Origin of the sequence: Methanothermobacter sp. THM-1, from assembly GCF_009914355.1 — an archaeon.
Taxonomy (GTDB): domain Archaea; phylum Methanobacteriota; class Methanobacteria; order Methanobacteriales; family Methanothermobacteraceae; genus Methanothermobacter; species Methanothermobacter wolfei.
The window spans coordinates 621,793-639,321 of the sequence record NZ_CP044013.1 but is presented as its reverse complement, the minus strand read 5'-3'; the positions used below and the strand labels follow the sequence as shown (position 1 = coordinate 639,321).

The following is a 17,529-nucleotide window of genomic DNA, read 5'->3' as shown; positions in this document are numbered from 1 at the left end:
GATTAATGCTCCAGAAGATCCAGTATAATTGAAGATACATTCATTAATTCAATTTTTTCACTTTCAACATTTAAATCTGCATTATAAACAAAGAAAACTGGCGTTTCCGCCCTGTGATTTCCTGAATGAAGTCTGTGTGAATTACTCCTTGAGAATATCTCACCGTTAACATCCCAGCCAACTCCCCATTCATCATCCAATTTAAAAATTATATCAGGGTACTTTGCAATATGATCTCCCCTGTAAAGATCCTCCCTTCTGATGGCCCATTCAACTAATTTTTCTCCTTCAGGTCCTCTGATTGATAATAACAGTTCAATCAGATCATCCCTTATGGACTCATATGAATCCGATGCTAACTTCCTATTTATACGTATACCTGCATAACTATAAGATTTTACACCTCCAGATGGGTCTGAAAGGTAACATATACTCTCAGAGCCATTAATGGGTGTTGTATTAACATAAAGCTCCAATCCTCTGGGGAACATTCTTAGAACCCTGGAAGCTAATTTACCAATGAACCTGTACCTGTCAATAAGTGATAGTGCAGTTCCCTTCATATTCGTCATGAGAGCGTCCATTTTGCTATTACCTTCCTTCAACTTTAAAAACCCATTCCTTCTTAAAATTTCATTTATATTAACAACTTTAACTGGCCTCATGGCATGACCATGGTCACTTAAAACGATAAGAGCTGTTTTTTCATCGACTTTATTGAGGAATGGGCCTATAACATCCCTGTCATAAAATTTGTAGAAATCAAGAATAACATTCTCATAAGGATTGCCTTCTTCATAGAACGGATCATTTTTATCATTGTACATCCAGAAAAGGTGCTGAATGTTATCTATTGATGATGAATAGTAAAAGAAGAGATCCCAGTCAATATCATCATAGAGTTTAAGGCCTAGGGCAACCTCATTCAGGATAACATCCTTGGTTGGTTCTATCATGTCTCCAAGGCGAACTGGATAAGATGTGAGAGGCTTCAGGCCTGAAAAATCGTATTTAGTTTCTAATTCCTCTGGCCAGCAGTCTATGTCAAACTTTTTTATATCAACTTCAGTTGTACGCCCTATCATTACTCCATTCACGGGCCATGCAGGGTACCCTCCATGGGGGAAGAGTATGCAAACCTTTTTGTTAAGCCTTTTCCCCGCATCATCCCAGAAAGTTTTCCCTGAAACATTATTTTTAAGATGGCCTCCATATTCTGCATCTGTAAATGGATCCTTAAAGAAAACGAATCCATGCTCTGCCGGATTTTTGCCCGTGTAGATGGAAGCCCAGGCTGTAGGTGAATCTGGAGGGAAAACAGAGGACAATTTTACATCGGGTGATTGTTCTTTTAGTTTTCTGAAATTTGGAAGTTCCTTTTCAAACTTGTTTATTAGTTCGATGTCCAGTCCATCAATACCTATTACCATTACTTTCATTTAATTTCACCACTTTTTCAGAAATTTCCCTCAGGAGAAAGTCCTTTATTTCATTCATGTCGCAACTTCCATCCAGAACGGTCATATTATAACTTGAAGCTACATTCCTGTAATTCAGAACCCGCTCCTCCAGGTACTTTATGGATGGAGTGTCGTCCTTCCTTGAAAAGGCTACATCCACAGGAACATCTATAAAGAAGGACATGGTTGGCTCTGGAAAGAATCTGAAGAACCTGTCTATCTCCTTTTTTATCCTTTGATCTGAGTAGTTGAGGTCCGAGGAAAGATCCGTTACCACGGTGTCAAAGATGTACCTGTCACATATTATGCTGCGCCCCATCATAAATGGTAGTTTGACCCTGAACAGTAGCTGTATCAGATAATCAAGAAGCATTATATAGTAGTATACTTTGAATAAAAGGGGATGTTCATTTATCTTTTTCTTTTTTTCATCAGAATAATCCTTATAATCATGGAACATGTCCTTGTCACGGAGCAGTATCTTCCTTCCAAGGTGTATGAAGGGCTTCAATAGGAAGGGTTCCAGTCTGCCATAGACGTAAGTACATTTTATACCTTTTTTCCTTAACATTGTATTAACATATTCTGCATATGTTGTCTTACCCGAACCGTCGATACCGCTGAATGAAATCAGAAATTTATCAGGCTTCCCTGTAGACATTTTCGATTCTCCCCGCTATCTGTGCCCATGAGTACATCTCAACCTTTTTGCGTGTTTCTATTCTTGCATCGGATTCTTTAAAATATTTCACGGCCTCCATGAACTCTTCAATGTCATCAGCAAAGATCAGGCCATCCCCCTCACTGAAGATCCTTGTAAGACCCCCGAATTTCGTTGATACTACGGGCAGATTGCATGACATGGCTTCCAGAACAGAAAGGGGCATGTCTATGCAGTCAGCCCCGCTTTTTCCCATGAAGTTCTCTTTTGGAACAACAGGAAAAGCGTAGCAGTCAGAGAGGGCATATATTTCCTCTACATTTTCAAAATAAGAATTAAATACCGTGCAACCGGCCTCCTTCAGTCTGTTCAGAAGGTTCTTATCCAAACCCTGAGATACTGCTCCAACAATCAAAACCTGAACTCCATCCATTTCCTGCAGATCTAAAAGCCAGTTAATGTTCCTGCCCTCCTTTATGGATCCTACATGGAGTACCAGGAAGTCATCCGTGTCCAGTTTAAACCTTTTTCTTAAAACATCCCTTCTTTTCTTCAGTGAAGGATGGAACCTGTCAAAGTCCATCCCCACGATGGGTAGGAAAACTGTTCTGAAATTAAGGTCCTCAAATTTCTTTTCTGTTTCCGGTGACTGGACGATAACGACGTCGGGTCTGAAAAGTTTGATCATTTTAAGGGAAATCTTTGAGAATGTTGGTCTCATCATGGATATTATGGATCTGGAACCCGTGAACACGCTTACGATTTTGAGTATGATGAAGCTGATAAGGGAGGATCCGCTGACATAATGCACATAAGATGGATTAAACTCTTTTAAGTCCTTCCAGAATCGGAATGAGATTATATTTCGTGGGTTGAGGCCTAGAACATCATGTTCCTCTGAGAGATATCTGTGAAGATAGAATGCTGTCTTTCTCATGGCCTCATCAAGTTCCACGTCAAATTCACCTAGCAGACATATCCTCATGAAATTACCTCTTGAAAAACCTTCTCTGTTATCCTGGAAGACCTTTCCCACGTGTAGTTCTTTTCAACCATCTTCCTTCCATTCTGACCCATAACTTCAGCTTTTTCAGGGTCCTCAATCAGTCTTCTTATTGCATCCGCAAGGGCCTCAGGATCACCTGGGGGTACAAGGAGTCCTGTTTCACCATCCCTTATAACATACTTTATACCGCCAACACGTGAACCTATAACAGGTTTGCCGCAGGCATTGGCCTCTATAAGGACCATTCCAAAGCCCTCAGCTATGTTAAGTGTTGGCAGGACAAGCATATCGGATGCCCTGTAGAGGTCAATCAGTGTCTCCTCATCTATAAACCCTGTGAAGAGTGTCCTGTTGATTATACCGAGTGATTCTGAGATTCTCTTATAATCGGGTATCATGTCACCTGTTCCTGCAAGTACAAGGTATGTGTCCTCATCTTTGATCATGCTGAAGGCCCTGAGGAGCACATCAACACCCTTATGAGTATGGCCCCTGTTCATTGCACCAACGAACAGTATGATTTTAGAATTCTCTGGCAACCCATATCTCGATTTCCAGTCGCTTCTTCCGGGTTTATACACTTCAGTGTCAACTCCCGGGGGTATCCAGACTGTCCTCTCAATGAATTCATTAATCATCTCTGACTCATTGTGAACGTAGGGTGATGGTGTGATTATCCTATCAGATGACTTGAGGGTGAGCTGAAGGAGAGTCTTGTTGTAAATGGATGAGAGTGTTCTCAGTGGCCATGACTCCTTAATTACATCGTTATGGTAGGTTAAAACAAAGGGTACCTTCATCCTCTTTGATGCTATGGCAGCCATGTCCGCATAGAATGGCACTGGCGTGTGTGCGTTGACTACATCGAACGTTTCTTTTCTTAATATATTTGAAATTGAAGAAACTAAAGTCAGATCAATTGGTGTGTTTGATATTGAAACTCTACTTTTAATCCTTATGATCATTATTCCATGGTCCTCTTCGGCACTCTTATTAGCACTTGTAATGACAGTTATCTTATGACCCATGTCTAGGAGGTTTTTAGAAATATTATATGTGTAATGTTCAACTCCTCCAGCTCGTGGGGGAAAGTAGGGTGCTACAATGAGTATTTTCATCTGAATCACCGCATATCAACTACTGACTTATAAACGGATATTAATTTTTCAACATTCTTTGCCCACGAATATTTCTCTGATTCTCTTCTTGCGTTTAGAGACATGGTATTAAGGAGATCTTTATTATCCTTTAGGATCAGTATCTTATCAATAATTTCTTCTACATTTTCAACGACAAATCCAGTTATTCCATCATTTATGATTTCGGCATGAGCAGTATTACTCACTATCACTGGTAATCCTGATGCTAAAGCTTCGAGGATCACTAGTGGCGATCCTTCACCCTTTCTTGATGGGAAAATTAATACATCAGAAGAAATGTAATACTCTTTTAGATCATCCTTGTTAGATATCATCCCTGTAAGGGTTACATTTTTAATATTTTCTCTTTGTAGGGTCTTTTTTATTTCAGCCATTTTTGGGCCGTCACCACAACAAATAAACTGTACTTCCTCATCAAGTCTCCTTGCAACATCGACAATAATGTCAACACCCTTTTTATAAGTAAATCGTCCTACGAATAATACCCTGAAATCTTTAGAATTACTTGAAGGTTTATTTTCGACATCTGGGTTATATAGGCTCGTGTCTACAGCATTGGAAATTAATAACGAAGATCTTTTAAATTTTTTGTATATATAATCCTTTACTTCACCTCCCACAGAAAGTATTTTGGAGGCATTTTTTACCACATATGAAGAAAATATTTCATTAATCTGGAAAAGTAACCTGTAAATCGGATTTTCATAGCTTACAAACCCCACATGTATAGTTAGGACAATTGGTTTATCAAATTTTTTTGCAACTCTAGTAGCAAAAAAAGATGAAAGATAGAATCTATCATGAATATGAACTATGTCAGCTTCCTGGACAAGTCTTTTTAATATCTTATTCAACTCCAAAATGTTAAAGATTGGCTGAGGAATATCAAAATTTTTATATAAAAAGTCACTTGCAGAAACTCTGTATATTGTTATTCCATGGACTTTATCTAATTTTTTTTCATTATCAACCTTACTAGTAATTACTTTAACTTCATACCCCATTTTCACAAGATTTTTAGCCTGTTGAAAGGCTACTTCCTCCAAACCACCAATAAAAGGATGGAAAAAATGTGATACTATCAATACTTTCATGAAAAATCCCCAAGAATTATTTTATCTTTTTAATGATAAGTGTTTTAAAAATCTTAAAACCGTCTTTAATCGATGAAAGCTTTGCTTCAGTTCTCCGCCTTTTATATGATATGGGAGTTTCGGCAATCTTAAATCCTGCTTTTGAAAATCTGGAAAACATCTCAGCTTCAAGTTCAAATCCCGGATAACTAAACCCCTCTAGAAGGAGATATTGAATGGCCTTTTTTTGTAAACTGAAGCCCATGTCACGTGCCCTTGAAACGCCCACGCCATCTGTTTCAATGTACTGGTAGTTGAAGGACCATGATCCCTTCTCTATTAACTCAGCAGTGTTATCTGTTGAACCATCATTCACAATCACAATCTCAAGGAGGTCTCTAGGATAATCCAGTTCCTCCATTGCATGGAGGCATCTTTCAAGAATATCTGCCTCATTCCTCATGGGTATAACAATCGATACCGTCCTCAAATTAAACACCTAGTAAAGTGAACCCCTGAGGAACTTCCTCCTGAGCATATATTCTATGTGCCTCCACCCATCCTTGAAGGAGTGGAGCTTGGCCTCACCACCCCTCCTCTGCCTGTAGGGTATGGGTATCTGCTTGATCTTCAGGTTCTTCTCAGAGGCTTCGATTACCATCTCTATGGCGAATTCCATTCCAGGAGCCCTTAGTTCCATCCTGTCAAGCGCCTTCCTTCTGAAGGCCCTCATACCACAGTGGGTGTCCCTTATATTGTTCCTGAAGAGTATGTTGAGCATCCTTGAGAGGATAGGATTTCCTACGTACCTGTGGAGGGCTGACATGGCACCATCTTCCATCATACCATTCATCCGATCCCCGATTACAAAGTCGTAGCCATTCTCTATCTCCCTTAGGAAGTCAGGGATCATCTCAAAAGGGTAAGTGAGGTCAGCGTCACCCATCACCAGAATATCGCCCCTGGCCTCTCTGAACCCCCTCTTGTATGCGTTTCCATATCCCCTTTTATCCTCCCTGACAACCCGTGCTCCTGCATCAAGGGCCTCCCTGGCCGTTCCATCCTCTGAGGCATTGTCAACGACCAGTATCTCAACATCGTATCCCATCTCCCTGATCTTCTCCACTGGGACGGATCTTATCGTCCTCCCAACGACGCCCTCCTCATTGAGGGCTGGTATTACTATTGACACGAACATGGTAACACCATAATATTGTGAAGATAAACATTTAACTTTCATTTTGTTGACTCCACATATAAATTATTCGGTGATGGGGTGCATTAATATAAACCAAAGAAACATGTATTATATGGGTGATAATATGAAACCATATATTTTTCTCCTTCTAACCATGGCACTCCTCACCTTCGTGGCCACGGCCTCATGCTACGGAGAGGATGGTACTGCAGGGAATGTGACTGTGGACTCCACAGCCTCCCTGGAAGTTAAGAATGAAAGGCCCCGACTCGAGAATCACCTCAACAGATCATACTATCTCGATAATTACAGTGAACTTCTCAGTGAGGCCCTTGCAAAAAACAGGGCTATAAGAACACTCTCTACAGTAAGTACAGAAAAACGGGTGATAAACGCTACTACAGGCCTACGTTGATGCAGGGTACGCCGTCAGGGTCTTCTCAAACATCAAGAGTAAAAGGCCCCTCAGGACTGATGAGAAGATACTTGAAATCAAGACCATCCAGGCAAACAACGCCTACTTCTCACACAGCCTCCCTCCATCAAACAGTTACACGGCCATCGTATTCAGGAACAGTTCATCCTACTACAGGAACTTCCCCTCAGACTACAAATCAAGCCTGCCGTTCACATACTATAAGAACAAGGGCTGGAACATTTATCCGGTGAAAACATCAAACCTTGCAGCTGCAAGCACCGGGAAGGAGTTCCTTGAGATCCTTGATGAGCAGAAACTGACACTGACCTTCAGGACCTATAACGGTATGCGCTACGCCGTCTTCCCCATGTACTTTGACTACAGTGGTGCGGCTATAGGCTGGCTTGACAGCTTTGCACAGGGCAACATGGCGGGTCACTACGGGAGGGCCTACAACCTCACAGGAAAAAGGGAGTGCCTTGACATCTCAAATTCACTCATTAACAGCTTCCGCGCCCCTACGGGCCTTGTTAAATCCACGAAGTACGGGAACTTCTACCTTCACTATAACTTCCTCAGGGAACACTATATACTGAACGCCCACCTCATCTGTACACTGGGACTCCAGAGGGCATACAGGTTCACAGGAAATCCAAGGGCTCTGTTGCTCTTCAGGGATGGTGTTTCAACCTTCAGGAGGATGCACTGGAAGTATGACAGTGGCAGCTGGACCTATTATGCGGTTAGCGGGAGGTACTACAGGCCGGCCTGGCCTGCAAGCACAGCATACCACAGGCTGCACGTTAACCTTTCAAACAGCGTCTACCTTGCAACCGGAGACTACTACTACAGGAAAATAGCCCTCAAGTGGAACGGTCACCTCACAAGGAGAGGCCTGAGCCCTGAGAGGATCTGATAACACTATTTTTTTATTTTATCTGAACGTGTTTTCCTTTTAATGATTATGCCTGAATTCTGATTGCGTATCATCACCTGCAACCTCTCAGGCCGGTGTTTCTGTAGGGTAAAAAAAATAGTTTATTCCTGTGGGAACTTGTTCCTTGTTGCGTTAGCTATCCTCACCAGGGTCAGCATCACCGGGACCTCCACCAGGACACCCACCACCGCTGCAAGGGCAGCACCTGAGTTTAAACCGAAGAGGGATATTGCAACGGCCACCGCAAGTTCAAAGAAGTTACTTGCACCTATCATGGCTGCCGGTGCCGCGACCGAGTGCCTGAGCCTCCATGCACGTGCCCAGAGGTAGGCCAGGGTGAATATGAGGAATGTCTGTATTATAAGGGGGACCGCTATGAGTCCTATGTGGAGGGGGTTCTGGATTATCACCGAGCCCTGGAAGGAGAATATTATTATGAGGGTCAAGAGCAGTCCTGTGATGGTGACGTTCTCAAATTTAGCCAGGAACTCCTGGAAGTACTCCGGGCCCCGGGTTGACAGGAGCCTTCTCCTCGTGAGGTAGCCTGCTGTGAGCGGTATCACCACGAAGAGCACCACCGAGAGTATGAGGGTGTCGTAGGGCACCCTTATGTCGCCTATCCCCAGGAGGAATGCCACTATGGGTGCGTAGGCAAAGACCAGTATGAGGTCGTTTACCGCAACCTGGACCAGGGTGTATGCGGCATCACCCCGTGTGAGGCTGCTCCAGACAAAGACCATGGCGGTGCATGGTGCCGCGCCCAGGAGCACCGCCCCTGCAAGGTACTCCCTCCCCAGTTCAGGGGGTATGAGCTGTGAGAAGACCCCAAGGAGGAAGAAGGAGGATATGATGTACATGGTGAAGGGTTTTATGAGCCAGTTGGTCCCGCAGGTAACCGTGAGTCCCCTGAGCTCCCTTGTGGCCCTGAGTATGCTTGAGAAGTCTATCCTGAGCATCATGGGATATATCATGAGCCATATCAGGACGGCGACCGGGAGGGATACCTGTGCGTACTGCAACCTATTGAGGAAGCGGGGGAATGCAGGGATGTAGTATCCGATTGCCACCCCGAAGATTATGCAGAGGATCACCCAGAGTGAGAGGTACTTTTCGAATAAGCCTATCTGTTCTCCTTTCATCTGATCACCTTGAGGTTTTCACTGCAAGTATATTGATGTATCTAAATATATAGATTTTTCCGATGAGTTACGGTCCTCATCATGAGGGCGTGTAGGCATCATAACATCCCATACCTTTTAAGCCTCCCGATGAATACACGGGCCCAGGTATAGGCTATGAGACTTCCCCCGATATCACCTGCAACAACACCCCACCAGACGCCCGCCTCACCCATTCCAAGGGTGACTGCCAGGAGGTAGGCGAAGACAACCACGAGGAGGACCTGCCTTATGAAGGAGAGGACCAGGGATGTGAGTCCCCTCCCTGTCCCCTGAAACACTGACCCTGACATTATCCCGGGGGGCAGGAAAATGTAGAAGAGGCATATGACCCTCAGGAACTCGGTTATCCTGGGTGCGAGGGCCGCGGAGGCCTGGGAGTAGGAGAATATCCATGAGATCCATGGTGCAAGTATGAAGGTGAAGCCTGCTGTGGCTGCTGCTATGATGAGTCCTATCTTTATTGAGTATCCATGGGCCACTTCAAGGTTCCTGAAGTTCTTTGACCCGTATGCGAACCCCGATACACTTATAAGGGCCGTTGCGACTGCTATGACAGGCACTATGGCCATCATAACTATCCTCCACCCTGCAGAGTAGACTGCGACTGCACTTGTACCTGCTGCAGTGACGAGTATCCAGTTTATGACCGCTGTGACCATTGACATGATGAAGAACTCTGCACTTGCAGGGACTGTAACAGAGATTATTGACCATGCGATGCTCCTGTCAGGTTTAAACCGTCCCCTGCCTATGGATGTGAAGGTTTTCCCGGCGAGGAACCAGTAGATGATTATCAGGGAAACTACCAGCTGTGATATGACTGTCGCCCAGGCAGCTCCTGCAATACCCCAGCCTGCATTGTATATGAAGATGGGGTCAAGGACCATGTTGAGGACGGCTGAGATCCCCATGGCATACATGGGCCTCTTGGCATCACCCTCAGACCTCAGTATACCGTAGGCTGCCCCTGTGAAGAGGGTGAACACTGTACCTGCAAATACGATGCTACCATAGTCAAGGGCCTCCCTGAAGGCCCCTGCAGCGCCAAGGGAGAGTAGTATGTTGCCCAGGAGCAGCTCTATTATAAGTGTGAGGACCAGGGAGACTGCCAGTGTTATGATGACTGTGTGAGTTGCACTGTTGTCCACGGCGTCCATGTCACCGGCCCCCAGGTACCTTGATACCGAGGAGGCGGCCCCTGCACCGAGACCATTTGATAAACCCACCATGACCATGTAGACTGGTGTCACGAAACCTATGGCTGCGAGGGCCTCACCTCCCAGCCCAGCGACCCAGACCGCATCCACAAGGTTGTAGATGGATGTGAGGAGCATCGCTATTATCATTGGGCCTGAGAGCTTCAGGATGGCCCTCCTCGGGTCCCCCCTGATTATATTAACGCCTTCTGTCATCTTCAATCCTCCTTATCTCCATTGCCTCCTCTGCAAGCCTCTGGCACATCCTGATGAATGCTTCCTGTTCTTCCATGGTCATGTTTCTGAACAGGAGTTCTGCCCATTTCCTCTCAGCATCCATTATGATAGGTATGGCCTGCCTGCCCTTCTCTGTGAGACTGAGCATGTATCTCCTTCTGTTATCTGGGTCCTGTTTTCTATTTAAAAATCCCCTGTCTTCCAGTCGCCTGATGGTCCTTGCTATGGTCCCCTTGTCCACCTGGAAGAACCAGGCCAGTTCGTCCTGGGTGACTCCAGGTCTGTGGTTTACGCGAAGTATGCATGCCACTTGGGCGTCTGTGAGGTTCATGTCTTCAAGTTCCCTTGATATGAAGACCCTGTGGCTCCTGAGGATTATTGAGAGAAGCCCTCTTAGTGGTATCTTTGGATTCAAATAATCAACTCCTGTGGAGTGTATGATGGAACCAACCATATAAATGTTGTTAGTGCAACTGTTGTTAATGCAACATAAAGTTCTGTGTGTAGGAACAGGAATAAGTCAGTTAAAATAAAAAGGATGGATTAGAGGACCAGATAAGCCGGTAACCTTCCATTCCTTCCATAGAAATCAATTATTCTACTGTAACCAAGGACAATGCTTATGAAGCTCAACCTGCCATGGCCTGTGGTCGCATATCTTGGTGCCCTGCCTGTGCGGTCTATGAACCCCTTTATGCCTGAAGCCACTGATACATAAGCTGCACGGTACAGCCTACCGGACCCTGATATACCCGTACTTCCAGCGTAGCCCACAGAACGTGGTTTTAGTGGGTTCAGAGTGCCACTATTGAGCTGTATGGTCCCACGTGTAAGGAGGTCTAGAAACTGGGCCATAGTGTACCTCCGCGCCTGTATTGTCAGATATGATGGGAGCTGCCTGTAGCGTCCATAGTATTTATTCACCCATGCCGCAGCTGCAGTAAGCTGTCCAACGCTTATCCCTGTTACAGGAGCTGCTAGGACATTAACTGTGGTGTTGACCATCTGATTATCAACCACTGCAGTTATAAGGACCATTCCGGGACTGTTAAGGTTCCTGAGTACGGAGGATGCCGTCCCATTAACCATAAGGGCATCATCCAGCACACCTGCACTTGATGAGAAGTTAACAGGTAAACTGAACCCTGTATGGTGGATGCCACCCTCACTGTCCTCTCTGAGGCTTACTGTAACCACTGGTTTGCCGCCCACGGTAACAGTTGAGGGGTCAACCCTCATCTTCAAAACCAGCCACGGGTCGCATATAACATCACTTGCCGTGAGTTCTGTGAAGTCGGGTGCGTTGCTGCCCCACCAGTTGTAGCGTGCATCAATCCCCTCACCCTCCTCACAGTAGACATCAACATGGGCGTTGTTTATGATGCGGCAGAAATTAAGCACAGTCCTTGTGTAGTAGCTTAGTACAGCTGAGCCAAGTTTCCATGTATCTGCGCTGTTACCCGTGAAGGTACTGCCCCTTATATCTGCAAGTTCCGCGTGTAAGCTCCCCACTGCACCCGCACCAAAGTATGCACTGTTATCTGTGAAGTTACTGTTCCTCACTGTAAGGTTACCGTAGTCATTCTTGACTGCACCTGCATGCTCATCTGCCCTGTTGGCATGGAAGGTGCATCCATCCACGATGGCCGTGACATGAGACATGAGGACCGCTCCACCATACAGTGCCCTGCATGAGGAGAATGTGCTGTTTACAAGTGTCACATGGAATATTCCTGAGGTACTCCTTCCATATAAAGCGCCCCCCCCAACGGGCTGAAATGCCATTGAAGACTGAACCATAGATATATGCAGCATCACCCTCATTTTATGGGGAAAGGAAGACTGAACCCCCTAATCCATCGGCTGTGTCCTGGTTGAAGGCTGAATCTTTGACTGTGATGTTCCCATAGCTAGTGATGGCCCCACCATTCCCTGCATGGTTTGATTCGAAGGATGAACCCATAATACTGAGACTGGAATATCCAGTACTGAAAACTGCACCCCCAGCACTGGCTGAGTTTTCAATGAAAAACCGAATCAATTATTATGGTTGAAGCACCGTGACTGGCGTGAATCGCTCCACCTGAGTTCTCTGCATGGTTCCACTTGAACGTACTGTTCCTGACAGTAAGGTTGCTCTCATAGCATGTGTAGATGGCGCCGCCAATGTTATTGACACTGTTGTTGGTGAATGTGCACCCCTCAACAATCATCTCTGCAAACATCTCATTGTAGAGCGCACCCCCACCTGTACCTGTGGTTATGATGTTATTTTCAAAGCGACTGTTGATTATCACTGCCCTTGAGCAGTCCATAAAGTCCCCGTAGTTGCTTATAGCAGCACCGTAGTCCCCTGTGTTCTCGGTGAACACACAGTTTTCAACGGTGAGCTCGCCTTGGTTAAATATGGCTCCGCCATAGGAGTCATTACCCCTTTTTCACTGTGAGGTTCCTCAGGAGGAAACTAACACCGTCATTAACAGTGAATGCCCTTAAAAGGTACCCGCAGTTTATAACCGTCCCTGTGGTTGACTGTCCCGTCAGGGTGAGGTTCCTGTCTATGGTTATGCCCCTGTTGTCATCGCCAGTGTATTCCCCATCTGCAAGCCAGATACTGTCACCTGAAGATGCTGTCAGGGTGGCGTTCCTTATGGTTGCCTTTGGAGTATCCCATGAGAGTCCATCATTATCATCAGAACCTGCTGTTGAAACATAAATATCAGCAGCAGATGATGTTCCTGACAGAATAAAGGCTGCTCCAAGGACACACAGGAGAAATAGATTTCTCTTATTCATTTATACCATCCTGTACACCAGATGTACATTTATATGTAGCACCATGATCTTTATAAAATATTCTAAAAAAATTAGATGAAAGTTTTTAAATCATTAAAATCATATATCAAAAGTTATTGAAATTTTTTATCTTATGATGTGCCCCATATCCACCGGTAGATTACTGAACTGAAACTCAGGGTTCTTCAAAAAAGGCCGAATCCATCTATATGGACTGGTCTGTTCTCATCAAGGAGCTTCAGGAGATCCCCAGGATTATAGAGGATCTCATAGATTATCTCTGCAGCCACATTCTCTGGCAGGTACCTGATGAACTTGTTCTTAACAAAGTTATTGAGGTGGGTCTGGAGGCGTAGGGGGAAGCCGTCCTCACATATTATAGAGGGAATATCCTCCATTATGAACAGGATGTCGCTGTAATCTATGTTGGCAACGAAGGAAGTTTTGAATGCATCATTCACCACATTACTTATGCTGTTCTCAGCCTCCAGGGCGAAGATGTCTGAAATCAGTTTATTAACCCTGTCACCTGCAAAGGTGTAGATGCTTATAGTTGAATCCATGTTAACTGGGATCATGCCCTCCTCCAGGCCGAATGACTCAGCCCTTCCCATATAATTCTTAATCTTAATCCGTGAATGTTCATCAAGGTTCCGCAGGAGGTCCCTGTTGAAGTTGCCAAGTATTATATCGTAGGCGTGCCTTGAAACTTCAAAGCTCACCGGCATCCCACCACTGTTCCATTTAGGTATATCAGCATTACCACTGTAAGGCTTAACCCGAACCGTGAACCTTTCATAGTCAATATCCATTACAATCCACTCATCTCCCCCCAGCATGAAAACAGACCCCCTCTGAAGGTAGGTTACCGCGAAAAACGCGTCAATGGTCCCTATGGTCATTGCCCCCTTTTTAACCTTGAATTCATAGTTAGGGGGGAATACTGAATAGAACTCCAGGAAGTTCATCTTTCCAAAGGTCTTCTCAAATTTGAATCCATGGTGGATGTAAGGACCGTACTCCCTTAAGAAGTCCTCATCGATCATGAATTCAATCATCCCATGAAAATCATCCTCTGATATCCTTGAGAATACACTTGATCTGTTGAGGAGTCTGTAAATATCAGAGGGTTCAGGTTTTTCCAGTTCAAAGACGGAGCTGAGGATCTGATGGAAATAGATATCAAGGGGCCTTTCAGGTATCCTTAAATTCTCAAGTTTACCTGAAAGTGCCAGTGAAACCGTTGAAAGAGCTATTAAAACATCCATACCCCCATTAGTGAATATCACAGTCCTCTGAGAACCCCTCTTCCTACCGCTCCTACCTGTCCTCTGGAGGAACTGGTTTACAGAGGCCGGTGCACTTAGATGGACCACCACATCAATATCACCCACGTCTATACCAAGTTCAAGGGTGCTGGTGCTCACCATGAAGGCCCCTGAAAGTTCCTTGAATTTAGCCTCGGCATCCTCCCTAAGGTCCTTGCTGAGGGATCCGTGGTGTATGAATACTTCAACATCAAGTTTTTCCTTTATTATCCTATAGTAAGCTTCAGCTCTGGCCCTTGATGGTGAAAAGATCAGGACCTTTCTCCCGGTGAGTCTTTTGAGTATATCAAGCAATTCTTCAAGATCTTCAACATTGGGATCCTTAAGATTAACATTGAATATGCGGAAGTCCAGTTTCCGGTCTGATTCACTCTTTACCAGTGAACACCCTCCAGGGCTCATCCAGTCCATTACCGCGTCAGGGTTCCCGATGGTGGCTGAAAGACCTATCCTCTGCGGCCTGCGGTCCGTGTAGCTCTCTATCCTTGAAAGGAGGGAGTTAAGCTGAACACCCCTGTCAGCCTCGATGAAGTAGTGTATCTCATCTATGATGATGTACCTGAGGTTCCTGAAGATCCTCCGCTTTTCATCATGGGTCCTGTTTATAAGGATGACCTCCAGGGACTCGGGGGTTATGAGGAGTACCTCAACCGGGTCCCTGATGAACCTCTTCTTGGCGCTGCCTGAGACATCACCGTGCCACTTCATAGCCTCAAGGTTAAAGTGGCTGCACCAGGAATCCATGCGCATGTGCATGTCATTTATAAGGGCCTTGAGGGGCGATACATAGAGCAGGCACACTGGCTCTGCACCTTCACCTATCATGGAGTTAAAGATGGGTATGATAGCCGCCTCTGTTTTACCTGAAGCTGTGCTTGCAAGTATAAGGGTGTCATCTCCCCCCATTATGGGTTCAAGGGCTGCCCTCTGGACATCTCTAAGTTTATTCCAGCCCAGCCGGTTTACAAGAAAATGGCTGAGCCTAGGATTCAGTATTTCAGACATCTAACCCTCTCAAAGAGTCAAATCCAGTCTTCATCCTCTAATTCTATTTCCTCCTTCTCCTCGAAGAGGTCAAGTATCTCGTCTTCAGTCTTGAGTTCAGGGTTCTGCTGTACAACGTCAAGGACGCTTATAAATGATTTCACAAAGATCCTTGGAGGTATATAACCCGTCAGTTCAGCGCTTGATTCATGCCTTGAAATTATGCCCTCAAGGGAGTCCCTGACAATCCCGGCATCCCAGTCATAGAGTTCCTCATGCATGGAGATGAGTCTGCTGGATAACTCCATGAGATCCTCCCTTTTAAACCCATCCAGCTTGATTATGGGTTTTCTGAGGTCCTTCAGCTCCGTGTGGAGAACATCCTCTATCCTCTCATTTAGGGCTGTGTAGGAGGGTATCCCGAGCTTCTGATCCTCAAAGAACTCAGGGGTTCCTGCGAATATGAAGAGGGTGTTCCTGAACCTTCCGCCGTTACAGGCATCATATATGTTCCTCATATAGTCGTAGGCTGTGTCCCTGAGCTTCTTGTTGTGGAGGGTCATGATATGCTCTGCCTCATCTATAAGTATGACAAGGCCGGCATAGTTAAGGGATTTTAGAAACGCTGAAAGTGATTCAAGGTGTTTGAAGGCGTTTTCCTTGTCAATATCGCCCTTAACCCCGAACTTTCGCTTTATTGTGAATGGGATGTTGGTCTCACCACTCAACCATGCGATGGCATGCTTTGCTGTCTCATGATCCCCCTTTGATAAAAGGTTATAATAATTTTCTATGGCCGTGGCGAAGCTTGCTGAATACTTGTGGGCTTCTTTAAGGTCATTATGGATATTATCCCGCACAATCTGCTCCTGCTGGGAGGGGTCGATAGTTTCGCGAAGGGCCACCGTCCTTATCTTTGTCATCCACCGCTCAATTATATGTTCAAGGGATATTCCGGTCTTGCAGGTAAGGGACCTTGCAATATTACGATAAACAACCTCGAACTTGTTAAAGGGGACGTCACGGCTGAGGGTTACCTTTGAGACAACAAAGTTCTCTGCAAGCGCCTTCTCCTCAATTAGCTTCAGGAAGAAGGATTTCCCAGCCCCGAACTCTCCATTCAGAAACTTTGTTACAGCCACACCACCCCTTACCCTCTCAAATATCTTCTGGAATTCTTCAATCTCGTTCTCACGCCCCACACATATCTCACTGACACCCTCAGGAGGCACGTTACCGTTTTTAAGGGCGTTAAGGATGTTCTCTGGATCCATTAATATACCTCCTACTCAAATGATATTAATCCGAAGTCCCTCTTACCACCCTGACTGTTGTAGAGGGTTACTATCCTCTCTGGGTCCCTTGAGGGGTAATGTTTGATTCCTGTCCTCCATGCATTAAGGGAGTAAAACTCCTCAAGCTCATCATAGGGCTTACTGACTCCATATGAATCCATGAATTCCCCCAGAAGCCTGATAAAGGTCTTTATATCCATCTGCTTCCTATTATCAAAGCGTTTAATGATACCATGAAGGGAATTTATTGAGTTCAAGATAAATTCATCAATGTTGAATGAGACGTTTTCAAGGTAAAGGGGAAAGTTTTTAACGAAATTGGCCCGGGAGTATATCCGTTTAAAGTCAGCCTCAGATATCTCCCTGTATTCTGATTTGAGGGCTGATGAATATCTATTCCCATTTAAAAACGAAAGGTTTTTCCTGAGATCCACTGCAGGTAACGGGGGGCTGAAGAACTTTATACCCTTAAGTCTGATCTTCCTGGTGGATTCATAGTAATCATAGAGGGTTCCGCTATCATTGTAGACCCCATCAACCATGGTGTATGCAATGAAGGTCAGGTTCCTCCGCCCGTTTACTATAATGGGTGCGAAGAT

The 17,529-nt window shown here is 45.1% G+C and carries 19 protein-coding genes; 2 read left to right on the top strand and 17 right to left on the bottom strand.

Annotation, left to right across the window (positions count from 1 at the left end; translation table 11 throughout):
- Positions 1-2 precede the first annotated feature (2 nt).
- From FZP57_RS03490 to FZP57_RS03460, 7 genes are read right to left on the bottom strand one after another with little or no spacing between them, the layout of a single operon-like run.
- Positions 3-1,439, bottom strand: coding sequence for an alkaline phosphatase family protein (locus FZP57_RS03490; RefSeq protein WP_191216477.1), 1,437 nt, complete (start codon positions 1,437-1,439; stop codon positions 3-5).
- On the bottom strand, positions 1,414-2,121 hold the full coding sequence (locus FZP57_RS03485) for a hypothetical protein (RefSeq protein WP_191216476.1): 708 nt from the start codon (positions 2,119-2,121) through the stop codon (positions 1,414-1,416). Before FZP57_RS03485 ends, FZP57_RS03490 begins: the two co-directional genes overlap by 26 nt.
- Positions 2,102-3,106, bottom strand: a complete 1,005-nt coding sequence (locus FZP57_RS03480; protein WP_074358788.1) for a glycosyltransferase family 4 protein — start codon at positions 3,104-3,106, stop codon at positions 2,102-2,104. The genes FZP57_RS03485 and FZP57_RS03480 overlap by 20 nt, the downstream gene beginning before the upstream one ends.
- Entirely contained in the window at positions 3,103-4,245 is a 1,143-nt protein-coding gene (locus FZP57_RS03475; protein ID WP_191216475.1) for a glycosyltransferase family 4 protein, read from the bottom strand. Before FZP57_RS03475 ends, FZP57_RS03480 begins: the two co-directional genes overlap by 4 nt.
- Before the next feature lie 5 nt (positions 4,246-4,250).
- Positions 4,251-5,381 (bottom strand): glycosyltransferase family 4 protein, encoded by a 1,131-nt coding sequence (locus FZP57_RS03470; RefSeq protein ID WP_191216474.1) that lies wholly within the window; start codon positions 5,379-5,381, stop codon positions 4,251-4,253.
- A gap of 16 nt (positions 5,382-5,397) precedes the next feature.
- Positions 5,398-5,850 carry a glycosyltransferase family 2 protein gene (locus FZP57_RS03465; protein WP_191216473.1) on the bottom strand — a complete coding sequence of 151 codons (453 nt, stop codon included), beginning with the start codon at positions 5,848-5,850 and terminating at the stop codon, positions 5,398-5,400.
- 9 nt (positions 5,851-5,859) lie between these two features.
- Complete coding sequence (locus tag FZP57_RS03460; RefSeq protein WP_191216472.1) at positions 5,860-6,558, bottom strand: glycosyltransferase family 2 protein; 699 nt, start codon at positions 6,556-6,558, stop codon at positions 5,860-5,862.
- A gap of 124 nt (positions 6,559-6,682) precedes the next feature.
- Between FZP57_RS03460 and FZP57_RS09365 the strand changes: the two genes are divergently transcribed.
- Both FZP57_RS09365 and FZP57_RS09360 read left to right on the top strand, forming a co-directional pair.
- Entirely contained in the window at positions 6,683-6,973 is a 291-nt protein-coding gene (locus FZP57_RS09365) for a hypothetical protein (RefSeq protein ID WP_238337980.1), read from the top strand.
- Between the two features lie 250 nt (positions 6,974-7,223).
- Positions 7,224-7,892 (top strand): D-glucuronyl C5-epimerase family protein, encoded by a 669-nt coding sequence (locus FZP57_RS09360; protein WP_238337979.1) that lies wholly within the window; start codon positions 7,224-7,226, stop codon positions 7,890-7,892.
- Positions 7,893-8,014: 122 nt separating this feature from the next.
- On the opposite strand, the gene arsB is transcribed toward FZP57_RS09360, so the two are convergent.
- The 10 genes from arsB to FZP57_RS03405 form a co-directional block, all read right to left on the bottom strand.
- On the bottom strand, positions 8,015-9,052 hold the full coding sequence (gene arsB, locus FZP57_RS03450; protein WP_191216471.1) for an ACR3 family arsenite efflux transporter: 1,038 nt from the start codon (positions 9,050-9,052) through the stop codon (positions 8,015-8,017).
- A 98-nt stretch (positions 9,053-9,150) separates the two neighbouring features.
- Complete coding sequence (locus FZP57_RS03445) at positions 9,151-10,506, bottom strand: MATE family efflux transporter (protein ID WP_074358782.1); 1,356 nt, start codon at positions 10,504-10,506, stop codon at positions 9,151-9,153.
- The gene (locus FZP57_RS03440; RefSeq protein WP_238337978.1) at positions 10,490-10,942 is read right to left on the bottom strand and encodes a MarR family winged helix-turn-helix transcriptional regulator; all 453 of its coding nucleotides are present in this window, start codon (positions 10,940-10,942) and stop codon (positions 10,490-10,492) included. Before FZP57_RS03440 ends, FZP57_RS03445 begins: the two co-directional genes overlap by 17 nt.
- Positions 10,943-11,070: 128 nt before the next feature.
- Positions 11,071-12,249, bottom strand: a complete 1,179-nt coding sequence (locus FZP57_RS03435) for a hypothetical protein (protein ID WP_191216470.1) — start codon at positions 12,247-12,249, stop codon at positions 11,071-11,073.
- Positions 12,250-12,352: 103 nt separating this feature from the next.
- Positions 12,353-12,568: a hypothetical protein gene (locus FZP57_RS09715; protein WP_191216469.1), complete on the bottom strand. Its 216-nt coding sequence runs from the start codon at positions 12,566-12,568 to the stop codon at positions 12,353-12,355.
- Positions 12,549-12,899: a hypothetical protein gene (locus FZP57_RS03425; RefSeq protein WP_238337977.1), complete on the bottom strand. Its 351-nt coding sequence runs from the start codon at positions 12,897-12,899 to the stop codon at positions 12,549-12,551. The genes FZP57_RS09715 and FZP57_RS03425 overlap by 20 nt, the downstream gene beginning before the upstream one ends.
- Positions 12,900-12,954: 55 nt before the next feature.
- On the bottom strand, positions 12,955-13,323 hold the full coding sequence (locus tag FZP57_RS03420) for a hypothetical protein (protein WP_191216468.1): 369 nt from the start codon (positions 13,321-13,323) through the stop codon (positions 12,955-12,957).
- A gap of 185 nt (positions 13,324-13,508) precedes the next feature.
- Complete coding sequence (locus FZP57_RS03415; protein WP_074358776.1) at positions 13,509-15,656, bottom strand: DEAD/DEAH box helicase; 2,148 nt, start codon at positions 15,654-15,656, stop codon at positions 13,509-13,511.
- Between the two features lie 17 nt (positions 15,657-15,673).
- Positions 15,674-16,909: a BREX system ATP-binding domain-containing protein gene (locus FZP57_RS03410; protein WP_074358775.1), complete on the bottom strand. Its 1,236-nt coding sequence runs from the start codon at positions 16,907-16,909 to the stop codon at positions 15,674-15,676.
- 11 nt (positions 16,910-16,920) lie between these two features.
- Positions 16,921-17,472, bottom strand: a complete 552-nt coding sequence (locus tag FZP57_RS03405; protein ID WP_238337976.1) for a hypothetical protein — start codon at positions 17,470-17,472, stop codon at positions 16,921-16,923.
- Positions 17,473-17,529 lie beyond the last annotated feature (57 nt).

Excerpts from the sequence above, each read along its gene's own strand:
- FZP57_RS03490 (WP_191216477.1), bottom strand. The coding sequence starts at position 1,439 with ATGAAAGTAATGGTAATAGGTATTGATGGACTGGACATCGAACTAATA.
- FZP57_RS03485 (WP_191216476.1), bottom strand. The coding sequence starts at position 2,121 with ATGTCTACAGGGAAGCCTGATAAATTTCTGATTTCATTCAGCGGTATC.
- FZP57_RS03480 (WP_074358788.1), bottom strand. The coding sequence starts at position 3,106 with ATGAGGATATGTCTGCTAGGTGAATTTGACGTGGAACTTGATGAGGCC.
- FZP57_RS03475 (WP_191216475.1), bottom strand. The coding sequence starts at position 4,245 with ATGAAAATACTCATTGTAGCACCCTACTTTCCCCCACGAGCTGGAGGA.
- FZP57_RS03470 (WP_191216474.1), bottom strand. The coding sequence starts at position 5,381 with ATGAAAGTATTGATAGTATCACATTTTTTCCATCCTTTTATTGGTGGT.
- FZP57_RS03460 (WP_191216472.1), bottom strand. The coding sequence starts at position 6,558 with ATGTTCGTGTCAATAGTAATACCAGCCCTCAATGAGGAGGGCGTCGTT.
- FZP57_RS09365 (WP_238337980.1), top strand. The coding sequence starts at position 6,683 with ATGAAACCATATATTTTTCTCCTTCTAACCATGGCACTCCTCACCTTC.
- arsB (WP_191216471.1), bottom strand. The coding sequence starts at position 9,052 with ATGAAAGGAGAACAGATAGGCTTATTCGAAAAGTACCTCTCACTCTGG.
- FZP57_RS03445 (WP_074358782.1), bottom strand. The coding sequence starts at position 10,506 with ATGACAGAAGGCGTTAATATAATCAGGGGGGACCCGAGGAGGGCCATC.
- FZP57_RS03420 (WP_191216468.1), bottom strand. The coding sequence starts at position 13,323 with ATGAATAAGAGAAATCTATTTCTCCTGTGTGTCCTTGGAGCAGCCTTT.
- FZP57_RS03415 (WP_074358776.1), bottom strand. The coding sequence starts at position 15,656 with ATGTCTGAAATACTGAATCCTAGGCTCAGCCATTTTCTTGTAAACCGG.
- FZP57_RS03410 (WP_074358775.1), bottom strand. The coding sequence starts at position 16,909 with ATGGATCCAGAGAACATCCTTAACGCCCTTAAAAACGGTAACGTGCCT.
- FZP57_RS03405 (WP_238337976.1), bottom strand. The coding sequence starts at position 17,472 with ATGGTTGATGGGGTCTACAATGATAGCGGAACCCTCTATGATTACTAT.